Source organism: Lysinibacillus halotolerans (assembly GCF_003711845.1).
In the GTDB taxonomy this organism is placed as follows: Bacteria; Bacillota; Bacilli; order Bacillales_A; family Planococcaceae; genus Ureibacillus; species Ureibacillus halotolerans.
In genome coordinates, this window is record NZ_RHLQ01000101.1 from 1 (window position 1) to 1493 (window position 1493).

Here is a 1493-nt window from a genome sequence, read left to right on the forward strand (position 1 = left end):
TAGCTAAGAAAATAATCTTATCTGTTGATATTTGAACCATAGGGTTCTTCTCAAGTTGTTCAACTGCCACTATGATTTTTTCTAGATTGTTATGTTCTTTTAGATAGATAAGTAACTCTAGAAAATCTCGCTCATTTCCAATATAATAATCTTTGTATAATTTTTTTATTTTTGTTGGTGCTTGACTCAAACATTCACTTTGAGCCAATGCACCTTTTTTCTTTTCAAATGTACGTAAGTAATGATAGATATCCATAATCCACTGATGGATCTGCCAACTTCGCTTATGTGTTGCGATACAGGCATTATCACTAAAAATAAGAATTTTTTCCGCACTCGCTTTTACTTTCACCCATTCTCCTACATGTCCTTCTGGAACAGAATAACGATTTTGTCTATAAGTAATCGTGCTATATTTGTCCACTCTAAATTCAAACAACTCAGAGGCATCAAATGGAATAATATCTGCACTTACTTGCCGAGCTGCACGTTCTTCTAGCATTAATTCATGGTGGGTTTGATTTTTCTTATAATGTTTACGAGAGTTTAATCTCATGATGATTTCTGTTAGATAGGCCTGAGCTTCTTCTAAACTTGTAAACGTATCTCGATGGGCAAATGCTTTCCGACGGATGTATTCTACACTCCGCTCCACATGCCCCTTCTGATTTCCTTTTCTCGGTTCACATAGTCGTATTTTAAAATGATAATGCATCGATAGATTTTTCATACCATCGGTAATCTCACGCTCAGTTCCAATAAAGTTTTTTACAACAGTTCGCATATTATCGTATGTAAATACCTCTGGTACAAAGCCTAAATAGTTAATACACTTTACATGTGCATCTTGTACACAAACCATTGTTTCTGATTCATACAAATAGGCAAATCGATCATTACTATATGGTAGGGTAAAGACCGCCATCGAAAGAGAACGTAACGTTTGATCAATGATTAATTTTACTTCACCCCAGTCAAATTCAATCTCATGACCAGCAGTTGCCTTTTGACGAATAAACACTTCTTTTTGACGTTTCTCCTCACTATTTACAAAATTTCTAACAGTGGTATAACTAATTTCAAAACCTTCATCTAATAACTTTTCATGAATATCAATCATTTTTAGTTGTTGCTTGTGCATCTGATGTTGCCGTTTAAATTCATTATCTTTTAACATTTTTCGAATACGTTTCATCACCGTAGGTGTTAATGCACGTTTATTGCCTTTTCGCTTTTTATACGACGGAGGCGTTACATAGTTATCTGTAATAGGTAGTTCTCGAATATCTTGCTTTCTTTTTTCAAGATCCTCTTCGATATACTTTTTTACAGTATTCCGAGAAATCCCAAGCTCCTTCGCAATTTGACGTTGACTCTTATTTTCTTTATGAAAGGCTAATAAAACTTTTTGTTTCTTCTCCAAAGAAATCACCTCTATACGCTCCTAACTCTATGAAGTTAGGATTATTTTCATATAAAAGTGGCTCACTTTT

The 1493-nt window shown here is 34.2% G+C and carries 1 protein-coding gene; it reads right to left on the minus strand.

Going from position 1 to position 1493, the window contains the following annotated elements:
• A partial coding sequence (gene istA / locus EC501_RS18270) for an IS21 family transposase (RefSeq protein WP_158599748.1) occupies positions 1-1423 on the minus strand: 1423 nt, incomplete at its 3' end.
• Positions 1424-1493: the final 70 nt, after the last annotated feature.